Genomic DNA, 16,143 nt, shown 5'->3' on the forward strand with positions numbered 1-16,143 from the left:
GGTGCTGCAGACCGCACCCGGCGTCGTCGCCGCCGCGGTTCTGGTGCGCGACGACCTCCTCGTCGCCTACGTCTCCGGGGATGCCGACGTGACGCAGGTACGTGAACATGCGGCGCGTCGCCTCGCGCCGTACATGGTGCCGGACACCGTGGTCGTGCTCGACGACATGCCGCTCGGAACATCCGGGAAGATCGACCGGAAGTCGCTTCCCGCACCGGAGCTCGGTCCGCGAGAGATCGTTGCGCCGGGGTCGGACACCGAACGCCTGATCGTCGAGATCGTCGCCGACGTCCTCGACCAGGCCGTCGAGCGGGTGTCGGTCACCGACAGCTTCTTCGAGATCGGCGGGCACTCGTTGTCCGCCACCAGGGTCGCCGCCCGGCTCTCGCACATGTTCTCGCTGCCGTTCACCGTTCGTGAACTGTTCGACGCCCCGTCCGTCCGTGCCATGGCCGAGTGGGTCGACGAGCGTCGCGGTGATGATTCGGTCGTCGCGCCGTCGCCTTCCGGCGATGACCTCCCGGAACTGGGATCGATCCCGCGTCCGTCGCGCCCGCCCCTGTCGGCGGCGCAGCAGCGGATGTGGTTCATCAACCAGTTCGATCCGGCGTCACCCGCCTACAACATCCCGTTCGCGATGCGGCTGCGCGGTCGGCTCGACACCGTGGCCCTGCGCGCCGCGCTCGCCGACGTGATCACCCGGCACGAGGTGCTGCGCACCCGGTACCCGCAGGACCTCGACGGTCGGCCATGGCAGGACATCGCGTCCGCCGACGAGGTGACCGTGGACCAGTGGTGGTGCGACGAGGACGTCGAGACCCTCACCTCCGCCGGCTTCGACGTCACCCGCGACCTGCCGATCCGTGCCGGGATCGTCGCCGAGTCCGACGACCACCTCCTGGTCGTGGTCCTCCACCACATCGCGGCGGACGGTGAATCCCTGCGACCGCTCGTCGACGACCTGCTGCACGCCTATGCCGCGCGTACGGCGGGACATGCGCCCGAACGCCCCCCGCTGGACGTCCAGTACGCGGATGTCGCCCTCTGGCAACAGCGCGTCCTCGGGTCGGTGGACGATCCGGACTCTGCGCTCGGTCGCCGGGCCCGGTGGTGGCAGGAGGAGCTCGCGGACCTGCCCGATGTACTCGAACTGCCGACTGATCGTCCGCGGCCGCAGGTGGCATCGCTCCACGGTGCCGTCGCGGAATTCGAGGTGCCCGAGGGACTCGCGTCGTCGATCGACGGGTTCGCACGTCGCCATGGGGTCACCGCGTTCATGGTGGTGCACGCCGCCGTCGCGGTCGTGCTGTCCCGCCTGGCGGGTTCCTCCGACATCGCACTCGCGACGCCGGTCGCAGGTCGTGGTCGCGCCGAACTCGATGCCCTGGTCGGCATGTTCGTCAACACCGTCGTCCTGCGCACCCAGGTCGACCCGGGTGCCACGTTCGGCGAGGTGATCGGGCAGGTCCGCGACACCGACCTCGACGCGTTCGCGGCTGCCGACGTCCCCTTCGAGCACCTCGTGGACGTACTCGCCCCGACCCGCAGCGAGGCGTTCGCACCCCTCGCCCAGGTGATGCTGACGCTGGAACAGTCCGCGATCGGCGACATCTCGGTGCCCGGCCTGACGGTCACGCCCGTCGAGGAGGGTGTTCCCGCCGCGCGATTCGACCTCATGATCGGAATGACGGCCGCACGCGACGCGGCCGGCGACCTGACCGCCCTGTCCGGGCGGATTGTCTACGCCACCGACCTCTTCGAGGATCGCACCGTCCGCCGTCTGGGTGAGCGGATCGTCGACGTCCTCACCACCGGCCTCGCCGACGACACGGTGGTGGTCGGCGACATCGACCTCGCCGACGCGACCGAGCGTGCCGCCATCGCGGACTGGTCGCGGGGCGCGGTGGTGGAGTTGGGGTGGGGTGGTCGTTCGGTGGGTTCGGTGGTGGCTGAGCGGGTGGGGTTGTCGGGGTCGCAGGTGGCGGTGTGGTGTGGGGATCGGGTGGTGTCGTATGGGGAGTTCGGTGGTTTGGTGGCGGGGGTTGCGCGGCGGTTGTTGGGTGTGGGTGTGGGGGTGGATTCTGCTGTTGGGGTGGTGATGTCGCGGTCGTTGGAGTTGTTGGTGGCGGTGCATGCGGTGGTGGTTGTGGGTGGGCGGTATGTGCCGGTGGAGGTGGATGCGCCGGTGGAGCGGGTGGGTTACATGTTGTCGACGGCGGGTGTGGGTGTGGTGTTGACGCGGGGGTCTGAGGAGGTGGTGGTGCCTTCTGGTGTGGAGCGGTTGGTGGTGGATTGTGGTGTGGGGTCGGGTGTTTCGGGTGTTGATGGTGGTGTGGAGTTGGGTGCGGTGGTGGATGAGGTGGGGGTGTTGTCGCCGTTGGTGGGTGTGTACACGTTGTTCACGTCTGGGTCGACGGGTCGGCCGAAGGGTGTGACGGTGTCGCATGGGGCGGTGGTGAATCGGTTGGGGTGGATGCAGTCGTTGTTCGGGGTGACTGGTGATGATGTGGTGTTGTGGAAGACGCCGGTGTCGTTTGATGTGTCGGTGTGGGAGTTGTTCTGGCCGTTGATGGTTGGTGCTTCGGTGGTGGTGGCGGAGCCGGGTGGGCATCGGGATCCGTGGTATGTGGCGTCGGTGGTGGAGCGGTTTGGTGTGTCGGTGTGTCATTTTGTGCCGTCGATGTTGTCGGTGTTTGTTGATGCGCTGGGTGGTTCGGGTGGTGTGGGTTTGGGGTCGTTGCGGCAGGTGTTCTGTTCGGGTGAGGCGTTGGGTGTTGCGGGTGTGGAGGGGTTGCGGGGGTTGGTGCCTGGTGTGCGGGTGGTGAATTTGTATGGGCCGACTGAGGCTGCGGTGGATGTGACGTCGTATGTGGTCGGCGGTGGTGAGGTGGTGGTGCCGATTGGTCGTGCGGTGCCGAATGTGTCGGTGTGGGTGTTGGATTCGCGGTTGCGGCCGGTTCCGGTGGGTGTGGTGGGTGAGTTGTATCTGGGTGGGGTGCAGGTGGCTCGGGGGTATGCGTCGCGGTCGGGGTTGACTGCGGAGCGGTTTGTGGCGGATCCGTTTGGTGGGTGGGGTTCGCGGTTGTATCGGACGGGTGATCGGGTGCGGTGGTCTGGTGTTGGTGAGTTGGAGTATTTGGGGCGTAGTGATTTTCAGGTGAAGTTGCGGGGGCAGCGGATCGAGTTGGGGGAGATCGAGTCGGTCCTGCAGACCGCACCCGGCGTGACCCAGGTGGTGGCGTCCGTGATGGCACTGCCCGCCGGCGAGCAGCTCGTCGCTCATCTGACCGGCGCCGACGTCGATCTCGATGTCGTCCGGACCGTTGCCGAGAAACTGCCGGGCTACATGCGTCCGACGTCCTGGGTGATCCTCGACGAGATGCCGTCGAACACCGCGGGCAAGATCGATCGCAAGGCACTCCCGCTTCCGATGTACGCGGCCGACGAGTACGTCGCCCCGTCGACACCCGCCGAGATCGCCGTCGCCGACGTCTTCGCCGATGTGCTCGGGGTCGACGAGGTCTCGGCCGGCACCAGCTTCTTCGACGCCGGCGGGAACTCGTTGGCAGCAACCCGTCTCGCGTCACGACTGGCACGAACACTCGGCGTCCCGGTCACCGTGCGGGATGTCTTCGACGAACCGACCGTTCGCGGCCTCGCCGCCCGCGTCGAACGTTCCGGCGCCGATCCCGCGGCGCTAGGCCCGGAGGTGGGCGAGAGGGCATCGTCGCCGCGTCCCGACGTCCTGCCGCTCTCCAGTGCGCAACGACGTATGTGGTTCATCAACCAGTACGAACCCGACGCCGCCTCGTACATCATCCCGTTCGGATTCCGTATCCGCGGGCAGGTCGACGCCGATGACGTCCGGTCCGCGATCGGTGATGTGATCGCGCGGCATGAGATCCTGCGGACCACCTATCCTCTCGGGCCGGACGGCCGACCGCACCAGGTCATCACCGACGATGTCGACTTCGATTGGCGTCTGGTCGATTCCGACGCCGAGGCGATGGCCGTCACCGTGGTGCCGTACGACCTCACCCGGGACCTGCCGGTGCGGGCACGTCTGCACCGCGACCCGGCCGACGGCGCACTGCTCGTGCTTGCGATTCACCACATAGCAGCGGACGGTGCGTCGGGACCGGTCCTGGCCCGCGACCTGCTCACCGCCTATGTCGCGCGACGTGACGGCCGCGCACCGGACTGGGCGCCCTTGCCTCGCCAGTACGCCGACCACGTCCTGGAACTCCGGCAGGGCGACGCGACCGCGGCCACCCGACGCCAGTGGTGGGCGGACCGCCTCGCCGGTGCTCCGGCGCTCCTCGAGCTCCCGACCACACACCCGCGGCCGTCGACTCGCGACACCCGCGGTGCCACGGTCGATTTCACGATTCCGGGCCGCACCGCGTCGGCCGCCGCCGATCTCGCCCGTGCCACCGGGACCACGACGTTCATGGTGCTGCACGCCGCGCTCGCGGCACTCCTGAGCCGCCTCTCCGGGAGCGGAGACATCGTCATCGGCACCGCCACCGCCGGCCGCGACGGCGAGACCGACGACCTGATCGGCATGTTCGTCAACACCGTCGCCCTGCGCAGCCGGGTCGCGGCGGAGGAAGCGTTCGCCGACCTCCTCCACGAGATCCGCGACGGCGACCTCGACGCCCTCGCACATGCCGACGTGCCGTTCGACGAGGTGATCGACGCGCTCGGGATCACCCGGGCCGCGTCGTACGCGCCGCTCGTCCAGGTCCTGCTGACGACGACCGACACCGCCGAGACCGCAACGCTGCCTGCGAGTTTGGCGACCGAGCTCGCCGGCCTCGACATCAGTCCGGTGCCCGTGACGGACGACTCTGCCAAGTTCGACCTCACGGTCGCGGTGCGCACCGACGGGGCGGCGGGCGCACCCTGGCGCGGCACCCTCACCTACGCCACCGACCTCTACGACGATGCCGACGCCCGGCGCCTGGCCGACCGATTCGTCGGCCTCCTCGTCCACGCGGTCGCCGACACCGCGACGCCGGTCGGCGATCTCGATCTGCTCGCCATCGACGAGGACACGGGGCCGCTGGTCTCCGGTGACCCGGACCCGGCCGTCGTGACCCTGCCCGAACTGTTCGCCGCCGCCGTCCGGTCCCGCGGCGACCACCCCGCCGTCATCGACGAGCTCGGCAGCTGGACGTATGACGAGCTGGACCACGCGAGTTCGCATCTCGCTGCCGAACTCACCGAGCACGGCGTCGGTCCGGACGACGTCGTCGTGTGCGCACTGGGACGGTCGGCACGGGTACAACTCGCGCTGTGGGCGATCGCCAAGACCGGTGCGGTGTACTGCCCGGTCGATCCCCGCCATCCCGCGGATCGCATCGCCCGCGTGGTGGGAGGCGCACGCGCCAAGGTGGGTCTCACCGACGGCTCGGTGCAGACGTCGGCCGGGGTGCACTGGATGCTTCTCGACGCCGACCGGGCCGCCGAGCTGAGGTCCCGAGCGCCTCGGCCGGCTCCCGCGATCCGGCGCCCGGTGTACCCCGACGACGGTGCGTACATGATCTTCACCTCGGGTTCGACCGGGATGCCCAAGGGTGTGCTCGTCACCCACCGGGGCCTGGCCGGCGTGGCCGCAGTGCTGCGTGACCGTCACGGTTCGGGGCCGCAGGCCCGATGGCTGGGTATCAGCTCACCCGCCTTCGACGCCGCGATCCTCGAGATCCTCGGCGCCTACGGCAGCGCGGCCACACTCGTCGTCGTCCCGCCGGAGATCTACGGTGGGCGTGAACTGGCCGACTTCGTCTCGACGCATCGCACGACACACGCATTCCTGGTGACCTCCGTGGCCGCCTCACTACCCGACCCCGCGTCGTTGCCGTTCACCAACGTGCTCGTCGGCGGCGAAGCCGTCCCCGACGCCGAGAAGGACCGCTGGGCCGCGCACACCGCCTTCCACAACGGTTACGGACCCACCGAGACGACGATCATCAGCGTCACCTCACCGGCGGTCGGCCTCGACGAACCGGTCCGGCTGGGACGTCCCGTGCCCGGCGGCGCCGCGCACGTCCTCGACGGCCGGCTCCATCCGGTGCCGCCCGGCGTCGTCGGAGAGCTGTACCTCGCCGGCGGGGAACTCGCCCGCGGTTACCACGACCGCCCGGCGCTCACGGCCGAGCGTTTCGTGTCGGCTCCGTTCGGACCACCGGGCAGCCGCATGTACCGCACCGGGGACCTCGTGCGCCGATCACGCAACGGCGAACTGACCTATGTGGGGCGCAGCGACTTCCAGGTGAAGCTACGCGGCCAGCGCCTCGAACTCGGTGAGATCGAGGCGACGCTCACCGCACACCCGGCCGTGCGCAACGCGGTCGTCATCGGCGTGGGAGACCCGGTCAGCGACCTCGCCGGGTACGTCGAGCCCCTCGACCCGGATGGAGACCTCGACGTCGCGGATCTCCGCGAACAGCTCGCCGCGCAGCTGCCGCCCTACATGATTCCGGCGAAACTCCAGGTCCTGGAGCACCTTCCGCGCAATCCGGTCGGAAAGATCGACCGCAGGCAATTGCCGGAGATCGACACCGCCGACGCGACCGACGCCCACACACCGCCGTCGGGTCACACCGAACGAATCCTCGCCGCGATCGTCGCCGACATCCTCGACCTCGAGAAGGTCTCGGCCACTGCAGACTTCTTCGCCATCGGCGGGAACTCGCTGGCCGCGACCCGACTGAGCGCGCGTGCCGGAGACCAGTTCGGCGTCCGCCTGGGTGTCCGCGACGTCTTCGAGTCCCCGACCGTGCGCGGGCTCGCGCGCCGTATCGAGACCGCCTTCGACTCGGAGCCGCCGCAGGCGCCACTGGTGCGCGTCGTCGACCGCCCAGACCGGATTCCGTTGTCGTATGCGCAGCAACGCATCTGGTTCCTCAACCGGTTCGAACCGGAGTCGGCGGCCTACACCATCCCGTTGGCCGTACGACTACGCGGTCCGCTCGATCGGTCGGCGCTGCGCAACGCCGTCGTCGATGTGCTCGCGCGGCACGAGATCCTGCGCACCGTTTTCCCGGCCGACGCGGGTGAACCCTTCCAGCGAATCCTCGACATCGAGGAAGCCCGAACGGCATTGCGGTGGGAAACCGACACGCTGCCCGCCGATCCGCTCGCCGCCGACGACCTGTCCGTGCTCCTCGGGCCGCCCGGCTTCGACATCACCACCGAGATCCCGCTGCGCGTACGTCTCCTGGCAGCCGGAGACGACGGCCCGGACGGTGACGATCACCTCCTCGTCGTCCTTCTCCATCACATCGCGGCCGACGGCGAGTCGATGCGACCGTTGCTGTCCGACCTGTGGACGGCGTATCTCGCGCGTGCCGAGGGACGGCCGCCGGCGTTCACCGAGCTACCGGTCCAGTTCGCCGACCACGCACTGTGGCAACGGCAGACCCTCGGCGATGTCGACGCCCCGGACTCGGTGCTCGGCAAGCAGGTCGGGTACTGGGTCAACAGGTTGTCGGACCTGCCCGACCTCCTCCCGTTGCCGACAGATCGCCCACGGCCGCCGGTTGCCTCTCAGCGTGGCGGCCGTGTCACCGCGGAGATCCCGGCCGACCTGGCCACCCGGATCTCCGCGGTGTCCCGGGATCGCGGGATCACCGACTTCATGACGATCCACGCAGCGCTCGCGATCCTCCTCGCCCGCCTGTCGGCGAGCCGCGACATCGCGATCAGCACGCCGGTCGCCGGGCGCGGCCACGCTCATCTCGACGACCTGGTCGGCATGTTCGTCAACACCCTGGTCCTGCGGACGGAGGTCGACCCGGCGATCGATGTCCGGGACTTCCTCGACCGCGTCCGCGTCGACGACGTCAACGCGCTCGCCCGCGCGGATGTCCCGTTCGACTACCTCGTCGACCGGCTGTCCCCGGCGCGATCCGAGGCCTTCGCCCCGCTGAGCCAGGTGATGCTGTCGGTGCTGCACGCCACGGGCACTGCTGGGACCGCCGACGCAGCCGAGGCCCCCGGCGGACTCCGTCTGGAACCTCTCGCGGTGTCCACCGGGACCACTCAGCTCGACCTGACCGTCGCGGTCAGCGTGGACCCGCAGGGTGCGTGGCCGGTCGAGATCGTCTACGCGACAGACCTGTTCGACGCGTCGACCATCGAGGTGATGTTCACGCGGCTGATCCGGGTGCTCGAGGCTCTCACCGGTACGGAAATCGACGGTCGGTCGGTGGGCGAGATCGATCTGACCGACGACGCCGAGCGCACACGGATCGCCGAATTGGTTTCCGGCCCGGACCTGTCCGTGCCGTGGTCGACGGTCTCCGAGGCGGTCGACGCCGCGGCCCGACGCACCCCCGGCGCGATAGCTCTGGTGGCGGGGGATCGGACGCTGACCTACGCGGAGTTCACCACCCGGGTGTCCGATCTCGCGCAGCGGCTTTCGGGCCACGGCGTGGGACCGGATGTCGCAGTGGGCGTGTGCATCCCGCGTTCGGTCGAGCTCGTCCTGGCGATCCACGCCGTGGTCGCCGCCGGTGGCGCCTACGTGGTCATCGACCCGGCAACGCCCGCGGAGCGACTCGCGGCGATGATCGACGCGGCGTCGATCTCGGTGATCCTGGCCGCAGACCCTCGACCCGAGGTCCTCGCCGGTGTCACACCGCACGTCCTGGTGGTCGACGCCGACACCCCGGTTGCCGACGACCACGCCGCGGCGGTGTCCCGCGCCGCATTCCGTCGGGTGGTCGACCCCGACAACGCGCTGTACACGCTGTTCACCTCCGGATCGACGGGAACACCCAAGGGGGTCACGGTCAGTCACCGGGCAGTCCTGAACCGTCTCGCCTGGATGCACATCCGGGAACCACTGGGCGACGACGACGTCGTGATGCTGAAGACCCCGGCCACCTTCGACGTGTCGGTGCCGGAACTGTTCGCGCCACTGATGGCCGGCGCCAGGCTGGTGATCGCCGAGGACGGTCGGCACATCGACCCGGCCTACGTCCTCGACGAGGTCCGACGCCAGGGGGTCACGTCGATCCACTTCGTGCCGTCGATGATGGCGGCGTTCGCCGAGTACGTCGGCGACAACCCCGAGCGGCGCGCGGCCCTGGCGACGTTGCGGCGCATCCACGCCTCCGGCGAGGCGCTGCCCGCGGCGACCGCGCATGCGCTGGGTACGCTGGTCCCGGACGCGGACATGGACAACCTGTACGGGCCCACGGAGGCCGCGGTCGAGGTCACCGCTCACCGCCTCGGCACCGACGAGGTGACTGTGCCGATCGGCCGGCCGATCGCGAACACCACGACCTGGGTCCTCGACGACCGGCTGCAACCCGCACCGGTCGGGGTCGTCGGCGAACTCTATGTCGGCGGTGGGCAGCTGGCTCGCGGCTACGCGTCCCGACCGGATCTCACCGCCGAGCGCTTCGTCGCCGACCCCACCGGCCGTTCAGGCGCCCGTCTGTACCGGACCGGCGACCTGGTCCGATGGAATGCGGAAGGTGAACTCGAGTACCTCGGGCGCTCCGACTTCCAGGTGAAACTCCGCGGACAGCGCATCGAGCTGGCGGAGATCGAATCGATCCTCGCGCAGATCAACGGCATCACGCACGCCGCGGCGACCGTCCGCAACGGGCCGACGGGCGAGGTCCTGGTCGGTTATCTCGCCGGCGACGTCGACCTCGATGTGGTTCGGGCCCGCGTGGCCGAGACACTGCCGCAGTACATGCGGCCGACGCAGTGGGTGATCCTCGACGACGTCCCGCTGACCGCCACCGGCAAGCTCGACCGTCGTGCGCTGCCCGCTCCGGCCGCGGTGTCGGCCGAGTTCGTCCCGCCCGCCGACGGAATCGAGCGCGCTCTGGCGGCGGTCTTCGCCGACGTCCTGGCACTCGACGAGGTCTCGGTGACAGTGTCGTTCTTCGACCTCGGCGGGCATTCGCTCGCCGCACTGCGTGTCGTGGCCGGTGTCGCCGAACGTCTCGGGGTGGACATCGACATCCGCGACATCTTCCGCGCACCGACTGTACGAGAGCTCGCGCGTACGCTGACCCAGCGGCGTCTGTCGGCGCAGCCGTTGAGCCGTCGTCGGCGCCCCGCGCAGATCCCGCTGTCGTATGCGCAGCAACGGATCTGGTTCATCAACCAGTTCGATGTGGCGTCGCCGGTGTACAACATGCCCGTCGCCTTCGATGTGCTCGGCGAACCGGACCTCGCCGCGCTGCGCGAGGCCTTGCTCGACGTCATCGCCCGACACGAACCGTTGCGCACCGTCTACCCGATGGCGGTGGATGGGACACCGGTACAGCTCGTGCTCGACACGAGCGACGCGGCAACCCGCTTGCGCTGGAACGAGACAGCCGACGTCGACGCCGCGATGGCGGTCTGCGCCGAGGGATTCGACGTCACCGTCGACCTCGCGGTGCGGGTCGCGGTCGCGCCCGTCGACGGCGGGTACCGCGTCGTCGTGGTGATCCACCACATCGCCGGCGACGCCGCATCCCTGCAGATCCTGACCGGGGAACTGCTGGTTGCGTACCAGGTGCGAGCGTCGGGAACGAATCTGCCCGCGCCGGAGCCGCTTCCGGTGGGTTACGTCGATTACACGCTCTGGCAGCGTGCGACTCTCGGCGACCTCGACGACCCGACCTCGCTGATGGCTGCCCAGTTCGACTACTGGTCGGCGGCGCTCGACGGCATCCCCGCGGCGCTCGACCTTCCGACCGACCGGCCGCGGCCGCCGGTGATCGATCACCGGGGCGCACGACTGCCGATCGAATTCGGGCCCGAACGCAGCGCCGCGGTCGCTCGAACCGCCCGGGCGCACGGGCTGACGCCGTTCATGGTGTGCCACGCCGCATTCGCCGCGGCGCTCGCCAGACTCGCCGACGTCGACGACGTGAGTATCGGTGCCGCGGTCTCGGGTCGAGGGCAGGCTGCGACGACGAGGATGATCGGCATGTTCATCAACACCGTCGTCCTGCGGACGAAGATCGGCGCCGACGACACCGTCGCCGATCTGCTCGATCAGGTACGGGACACCGATGCGGCGGCCTTCGCGCACGCGGACATCCCGTTCGAGACGCTCGTCGAACGCCTCACGCCCGTCCGGTCCACCGCGCACGCCCCGCTCGTCCAGGTCATGATCAACTACCTTGCCGACACCTCGGCCGGACACAGCGACCAGTTGGCGGGTATGACCGAGTTCGCGGACGGATTCCACGTGAAACCCGTCGACCCCGGGCCGCCGCCCGCCAAGGTGGACCTGACCCTCGGGCTCGCGGAGACGACCACCCCCGACGGGGCCGTCATCACCGGCGAGATCGATTACGCAGCAGCACTCTTCGATTCGGAGACGGTCGCGGTGTTCCGCGATGTCTTCGAGCGGATCATCGATGCGATCACCGCGGACGAACCGACCACCACCGTGCTGGGTGAGATCGAGCTGGTGACCGAGGACGATCGTCGCCGGCTCGGCATCGAGGGAGCGCCGGGCGCGGTCGTCGTCGACACCTCCGGGCGGGCGCTGCCGGCCCGAATCCCCGGTGAACTGCGCACCGCCGGCGCATCGACCGGTGTGTTCGCACGGTGGCTGGACGACGGCGCGGAACCCCGGGTCGAGGTCCTCGGCCGGCTCGACCGTCAGGTCCGGGAAGGTGGGCTGCGCGTCGATCTCGACCTGGTCGAGACGGCCCTAGCCGGACTCGACGGTGTGCGAGCGAGCAGTGTCGTCGCTGTCCCGAGCGACGACGGCATCGAGATCCACGGGTGGGTGAGCGTCGACCGCGATGGCATCAGCGCCGACATCACCGCCGACGATGTTCGTCGCGCTGCCGTCGAAGTCATTGCACCGCATTGTGTCCCGTCGATCCTGGCCATCGTCGACGAGATCCCGGTCGGGGACGACGGACGACCGGACCACGCGAAGATGTCGGCGGTGATCCGGGAGGCCGGTCACGAGGCGCACGTCGCGGAGCAACCGGTGGCGCCGGCCGGGGAGTGGGAGGAACTCGTCGCCGAGTGCATGTCCACGGTCACCGGGGTTGCGGTCACGAGCGCGGCCCAGGGATTCTTCGACGTCGGTGGGACGTCACTGTCCGCGGTCCGTCTCGTCGCCGAACTCCGTCGTCGCACGGGCATCCCGGTCGAGGTCGCCTGGGTGTTCGCCGGACCGACGCCTCGCGACCTCGGCGCGCGGCTGGCCGCACACCTCGAACCGGAACCCGTGGACGCGGATGCGTCCGACCCGACGAACGGCGGCGTCGTCGTACCGCTGCGTCGGGAGGGTGCACGGAACCCGGTGTTCTGTGTGCATCCCGCCGATGGATTGGCGTGGTTGTTCGGTGGCCTGGCGCCATATCTCGACGACCGACCGGTGTACGGACTCCAGGATCCGTATGTGGTGGCCGGCGATCTCCCGGACGCCACGGTGCACGATCTCGCCGTACGCTACGTCGACGAGATCCGACGCATCGCTCCCGAGGGGCCATACCACCTGCTGGGGTGGTCGATCGGTGGCCTGATCGCACAGGAGATGGCCGTCGAACTGCGGTTGCGCGGCGAGGACGTCGGATTCCTGGGTCTGCTCGACAGCTACCCGGCCGACGACGTCGAGCTGGCGCCGAGCTGGACGGACGACGGGGAGATGTCGGTGGACATCGACGCCCGAGAGCTGGCCTCGGAGTTGCTCGGCGGTTGGCGTGAGGTCATCGACGTCGACGAGCTCGTCGACCCCGACGACGCGGGATCGGTTGCGCCCGAGACGATCGCCGCCGCGATCCGGGACAAGGTCACCGGACTCGGACTGCTCGATGCGGAGTCCTTCGACCGGATGCTGACGCGTATGACGAGTTCTGCCGAGCGCACGATCTCGCACCGGCCACGACCGTACGACGGCGACACCATGCTCATCGTCGCCGCCGACAGCGACACCGAGGAATCGGCGGACGCAGGCCCGAACCGCTGGGCGCCCTACCTGGGCGGCGGCATCACGCGGATCGACATCGACACCGACCATCTCGGCATCGTCGGCAGCGACGCCCTGTCGGAGTTCGGACCGCGGATCGACGCAGCGATCAGCGACGCGGAGTCGCGGCGTCGGTGACGGCAGGCAGATCCGCCAGCACCGCGGGCAGCGGCTCGTCGTGCACGACCAGCAGACGCTGAGTGGCACGGGTCAGCGCGACATACAGGTCGCTGAGACCGCGCGGTGACTGGGCGATGATCGCGGCGGGCTCGACCACGATCGTGGTGTCGAACTCGAGACCCTTGCAGGTCCGGACCGTGTAGACCTTCGGTGCTGCCACACCCTTCGCGTCGAACGCGTCCGGGTCCAGGGCGGCGGCCACCACATCGACCAGCGTGTCGGGGACGACGACGGCCGTGAGCCCGTCGGGTTCGGCGAGATCGACGGCGTGGAACACGCCTGCCGCGATGCTCGCCGCGTCACCGGTGTCGTCCACCGCGATCGCCACCGGTTCGATACCGTTGCTGCGCAACGAGGTCGGCGCGGTCTCGCCGTTGTCGATCTCGTCGAGGACGCGAGCGGCGTAGGTCATGATCTCGCTGGGCGTGCGGTAGTTCACCGACAATTCCTTGAACTGCCAGCGCTTCGCGACGTATGGCTCGAGGACCTCCCCCCACGACCGGGTGCCCGCTTCGTCGGAGGTCTGCGCGGTGTCACCGATGATGGTCATCCACCGATTCGGGATGCGGCGCATCACCATTCGCCATGCCATCGGCGAGAGCTCCTGCGCCTCGTCGACGATCACATGACCGAAGGTCCAGGTGCGGTCGCCGTAGGCGCGTTCGGCGGTGGTGGCGCGTCGGGTCTCGGTCTGACGCGACGCCAGTTGTTCGGCGTCGATCAGGTCGTAGGCCATCAGGATCTCGGGATCGAGCTCGTCCTCGAGATCCTGTGGGGCCGAACCGGTCAGGATGTCGAGAGCATCCTGCGCCTCGGCGAGCTGACGCCGCCAGCGTGCACGTTCGGCGCGTTCGGCGTCGTCGGTGCCGTATCCGATGAGTTCGGCCAGCTCGTCCAGTAGCGGCACATCGGCGGGGGAGAAGTCCTCCCCGGTGATCGAGAAGGTGCGCGGTTCTCGCAGTAGCGCAGCCCGGTCGTCGTCCGACCAGCCGGGGGTAGCCCTACGAATGGCGCGCTCGTCGGTCAGCAACTCGCGCAGCATGTCCTGCGGCGTCAGCGTCGGCCAGAACTTCAGCAGCGCCGCACGGATGTCGGGGTCCTGGCTCATGTCATCGCGGATGTCGGCGATGTCGGCGGGGCTCAGCAACTGTGAACCGTCGAGCAGGCTGGAACCGATGGTCGAGGCATGGCGCCGGGCGAGTTCGGCGAGACCGGCCTTGAGGAAGGCGTTCTGGGACTGATTGTGGGCACGCCGCGTCGAACGGGCCTTGGCCCGTGCGGCTTTGACCAGTTCGGAGTCGATCTCGACCCGGTAGCCGTCGAAATCCACCGGCTCCGGCCTGGACGGCAACGACTGCTTCGCCCGCACCGCTCGTTTGAGGACGTCGACCATTCGCAGGCCGCCCTTGACGCCGGTGGTGACACGCCGGTCCTCACTGCGGGCCCGGACGCCGGGGAACAGGTCGCCGATCGTCGAGAGAAGTACGCCGGACTCACCGAGCGACGGCAGGACCTGACCGATGTAGCTGAGGAAGTCGTCGTTGGGTCCGATGATGAGAATGCCGCTGCGCGACAGGATTTCCCGATGTGTGTAGAGCAGGTAGGCGGCGCGGTGCAGCGCGACGGCCGTCTTGCCGGTGCCTGGCCCGCCCTGAATGACCGTCACACCCCGGTGCGTCGACCGGATGATGAGGTCCTGCTCCCGCTGGATGGTCTCGACGATGTCGGTCATCTCGCCGGTCCGCGCAGCATTCAACGCGGCGACGAGGGCGGATTCGTTGACGACGTCGCCGTGGCCGAAGTCGTCGAGGAGGGCATCTCCTGCGGTCAGCGATTCGTCGCTGACCCCGCGGACCTTGCGGCTGCGGGTCCGGATGTGGCGACGACGGGCAACCTCTTCGGGCGCTGCCGGGGTGGCGAGGTAGAAGGGACGCGCGAGCGGTGCACGCCAGTCGAGCAGCAACGTTGCGTCGGTTGCGGTGTGGTCGTGCGTCCCGTCGTCACCGAGGCCGTCGTCGAGGACACCGATACGGCCGATCCGCCGGATCTCACCGTCATCGAGGTCGAGGCGGCCGAAGTACAGGTTGTGTTCGGCGGCATCGAATTTCGCGAGATCCTCGTTGTACATCCGCTCGTAGGACTCGCGCTCCGAGAGTGCCTGCGGGGTTCCACCGCGCTCGCTCAGGGTCGAAGACAGGCGGCGCTGTGTGGTCTGGCGCATCCGATCGAGACGGCCGTAGACGCGGTCGAGGTGTTCCTGTTCCTCGCTGATCCGAGGGTCGGTGTCGGGGGACAGTGCGGTCATGCCACAACTCCTCGCGCGTCGACGGGCCACGCCGACCGTGACAGTCGGGCATCGTTGATCAGCCCGGTCACCCGAGCCGCGTGATCGCCGGTTGCCAGTCGTGCGCAGACCTCGGCCGCTGCGCCGTGCAGGGCAGGGTCGTCGAGATGCCGCTGCAACCACCCGAACACGCCGGCCTGGCTGCCGAACGGCAGCGGCGCGCGGGTCGCGGGGTCGGCGAGGACTCCGTGACGCGACACGTAGATGTCGAACTCGTCCGGAGTGGCGGGAGCGTCGGCGGGCAGCCGAGGGTCACCGAGAAAAATGAGGGGATGGTCGTGCGTGTTCACTGTCCGTCGATCGTAGTTGGGTTCGGTGAGGTCCAGCGCCTCGGTCTGCGGGGGTGAGAGCCAGGCGGCCACCGTCTCCAATGTGCCGTGACCAGTGCGAACGGGTGCCGCGGGAACGTATCCACGTGCCGCGACGTGGGCGGAATGACCGACTGTGATGTTGGCGACGCGTACCCGTGTCAGGTGCAGGACGCCAGCGGGGTCCAGGTGGCCGAGCTTCCGACGCAACACGCTCGGCACCGCGTTCGAGCCGACCGCCACCACCAGGCGCGTATCGGGTGGGGGAGCTGACTGCGGGTCCCGCTCGACCACAACGGACGCGGACACCCAGGGATAGTTCTCTGGTGGGTGTGCCGCGTCCGTGTGGTCGTCGGTGG

General features: G+C 69.1%; 3 protein-coding genes (1 of these 3 cut by a window edge). 1 reads left to right on the plus strand and 2 read right to left on the minus strand.

The window, feature by feature from the left end; all coding sequences use genetic code 11:
- Positions 1 to 13,090: the 3' portion of a non-ribosomal peptide synthase/polyketide synthase gene (locus M1L58_RS13980; RefSeq protein WP_248659344.1), read on the plus strand. 12,914 nt of this gene lie to the left of the window's left edge; the window shows 13,090 of its 26,004 coding nt (coding positions 12,915-26,004); its start codon lies off the left edge, out of view; the stop codon is at positions 13,088 to 13,090.
- Here the strand turns inward: M1L58_RS13980 and M1L58_RS13985 are convergent.
- Entirely contained in the window at positions 13,062 to 15,437 is a 2,376-nt protein-coding gene (locus M1L58_RS13985) for a HelD family protein (protein ID WP_248659345.1), read from the minus strand. The two genes, M1L58_RS13980 and M1L58_RS13985, sit on opposite strands and share 29 nt — an antisense overlap.
- Positions 15,434 to 16,093 (minus strand): hypothetical protein, encoded by a 660-nt coding sequence (locus M1L58_RS13990; protein WP_248659346.1) that lies wholly within the window; start codon positions 16,091 to 16,093, stop codon positions 15,434 to 15,436. The genes M1L58_RS13985 and M1L58_RS13990 overlap by 4 nt, the downstream gene beginning before the upstream one ends.
- Positions 16,094 to 16,143 lie beyond the last annotated feature (50 nt).

This window comes from Gordonia sp. C13 (genome assembly GCF_023218005.1).
Lineage (GTDB): Bacteria > Actinomycetota > Actinomycetes > Mycobacteriales > Mycobacteriaceae > Gordonia > Gordonia namibiensis.